Source organism: Pectobacterium sp. 1950-15, assembly GCF_037136835.1.
Classification (GTDB): domain Bacteria; phylum Pseudomonadota; class Gammaproteobacteria; order Enterobacterales; family Enterobacteriaceae; genus Pectobacterium.
Map to the genome: position 1 here is coordinate 1 of NZ_JBBBQR010000032.1, position 3,229 is coordinate 3,229.

General features: G+C 55.6%; 1 protein-coding gene. It reads right to left on the reverse strand.

Annotated elements, in window-relative coordinates; all coding sequences use genetic code 11:
• On the reverse strand, window positions 1–3,229 hold a 3,229-nt coding region (locus WCT94_RS20595), incomplete at both ends, for a beta strand repeat-containing protein (protein WP_336871572.1).

A 3,229-nucleotide genomic window follows, 5' to 3' on the forward strand; every position in this document is an offset into this window, starting at 1 on the left:
TTCGGTACCGACTTTAACGGTAACCGCATCACCCGCTTTGACGTCGTTATCGACTTTACCGCTGACGGCAATCGTCTGTCCGGATTCGGCCGCGTTGATGACGTTATCGGACGTGACGTTATCGATAGAGATCGAGGCAACTGGCGCAACCGTATCGACACCGTAGGCATGAGTCGTATTGGCGGTGGTGACGTTGCCTGCCGTATCGCGTGTGGTGACTGTCGCGCTGATATCGCCATTCGCAACTAATACAGAGCCCGGTACGTTCACGCTCCAGGTTTTACCATCAGCATTGACGGTGGTCTGGTAGGTCTCGGTGCCGACTTTAACGGTAACCGCATCACCCGCTTTGACGTCGTTATCGACTTTACCGGTGACCGCAATGGTCTGGCCGGACTCGGCCGCGTTAATCACGTTATCCGACGTCACGTTATCGATAGAAATCGACGCCGTCGGTGCAACCGTATCGACACCGTAAGCGTGGCTGGTATTCGCCGTCGTGACGTTACCTGCCGCATCGCGTGTGTTCACGGTAGCGCTGACATCGCCATTGACGGCTAATACAGAACCCGGAACACTGACGCTCCAGGTTTTACCATCGGCATTGACGGTGGTCTGGTAGGTTTCGGTACCGACTTTCACGGTAACCGCGTCACCCGCTTTAACGTCATTATCCACTTTACCAGTGACCGCAATCGTCTGACCGGATTCCGCCGCGTTAATCACGTTATCGGATGTCACATCATCAATAGAAATCGAGGCGGTTGGCGCCACCGTATCGACACCGTAAGTGTGATTCGTGTCTGCGGTAGTGACATTACCTGCCGCATCACGTGTGGTCACGCTGGCGCTCACATCGCTATTCGCCGCCAGTACCGAGCCCGGAACATTGACGCTCCAGGTTTTACCATCGGCATTGATGGTAGTCTGGTAGGTCTCGGTGCCGACCTTAACCGTAACGGCATCACCCGCTTTGACGTCGTTATCCACTTTACCGGTGACCGCAATGGTCTCGCCGGATTCGCTGGCATTGATGACATTGTCGGCGGTGACGTTATCGATAGTAATCGAGGCGGTTGGTGCAACGGTATCAACACCGTAGGCGTGGCTGGCATTCGCAGTCATAGCGTTACCTGCAGCATCACGCGTAGTGACCGTCGCGCTCACATCACCGTTGGCGGCGAGTACCGATCCCGGCACGTTCACGCTCCAGGTTTTGCCATCCGCATTGACGGTGGTCTGGTAGGTCTCGGTACCGACCTTAACCGTAACCGCATCACCCGCTTTGACGTCGTTATCGACTTTACCCGTCACGGCAATCGTCTGACCGGATTCGACCGCGTTGATCACGTTATCGCTGGTGACGTTATCGATAGATATCGAGGCCGTTGGCGCAACCGTATCGACACCGTAAGCATGATTCGTGTTGGCGCTGGTGACGTTACCTGCCGCATCGCGCGTGGTGACGGTAGCGCTGACGTCACCATTCGCAGCTAACACCGATCCCGGCACATTGACGCTCCAGGTTTTACCATCGGCATTAACGGTGGTCTGATAGGTCTCGGTGCCGACTTTAACGGTAACCGCATCACCCGCTTTGACGTCGTTATCGACTTTACCCGTCACTGCTATCGTCTGCCCGGACTCGCTGGCATTGATGACGTTATCGGACGTGATGTTATCAATAGAGATCGATGCCGTTGGCGCAACGGTATCGACACCGTAGGCATGAGTAGTATCGGCGGTAGTGACGTTACCTGCTGGATCGCGTGTTGTCACGCTGGCAGAGATATCGCCATTGGCAGCTAATACCGATCCCGGTACGTTGACGCTCCAGGTTTTACCATCGGCATTGACAGTGGTCTGGTAGGTCTCGGTGCCGACTTTAACGGTGACCGCATCGCCCGCTTTGACATCGTTATCGACTTTACCGGTGACCGCAATGGTCTGGCCGGATTCGCTGGCATTAATCACGTTATCCGACGTCACATCGTCGATAGTAATCGAGGCGGTTGGTGCAACCGTATCCACGCCGTAGGCATGATGGGTATTCGCGGTGGTGACATTGCCTGCCGCATCGCGCGTGGTGACCGTGGCACTCACATCACTATTCGCCGCCAGCACTGAACCGGGAACGTTCACGCTCCAGGTTTTACCATCCGCATTGACGGTGGTCTGGTAGGTTTCGGTACCGACTTTAACCGTAACCGCATCGCCCGCTTTAACGTCGTTATCGACTTTACCGCTGACGGCAATCGTCTGTCCGGATTCGGCCGCATTGATGACGTTATCCGACGTCACATCGTCGATTGTAATGGACGCGGTCGGCGCAACCGTATCGACACCGTAAGCATGATTCGTGTTGGCGCTGGTGACGTTACCTGCCGCATCGCGCGTGGTGACGGTCGCACTCATATCACCGTTGGCGGCTAATACCGATCCCGGTACATTCACGCTCCAGGTTTTGCCATCGGCATTCACCGTCGTCTGATAGGTCTCGGTGCCGACTTTGACCGTAACCGCATCACCCGCTTTCACGTCATTATCGACTTTACCGCTGACGGCAATTGTCTGTCCGGATTCGGCGGCGTTGATGACGTTATCGGACGTGACATTGTCGATAGTAATCGAGGCGATTGGTGCAACGGTATCGACACCGTAAGCATGAATCGTATTGGCGGTGGTGACGTTACCTGCTGGATCGCGCGTGGTCACACTGGCGCTAACATCACCGTTGGCGGCCAGCACAGAGCCCGGCACATTGACGCTCCAGGTTTTGCCATCCGCATTCACCATGGTCTGATAGGTCTCGGTGCCGACTTTGACCGTAACCGCATCGCCGGCTTTGACGTCGTTATCCACTTTACCCGTCACCGCAATGGTCTGGCCGGACTCAGCAGCATTAATCACGTTATCGCTGGTGACATTATCGATAGTAATCGAGGCGGTTGGTGCAACGGTATCAACACCGTAGGCGTGGCTGGCATTCGCAGTCGTAGTGTTACCTGCAGCATCACGCGTAGTGACCGTCGCGCTCACATCACCATTCGCCGCCAGCACCGATCCCGGCACGTTCACGCTCCAGGTTTTACCATCCGCATTCACCGTCGTCTGATAAGTCTCGGTACCGACTTTCACGGTAACTGCATCACCGGCTTTGACGTCGTTATCCACTTTACCGCTGACCGCAATGGTCTCGCCGGATTCGCTGGCATTGATCACGTTATCG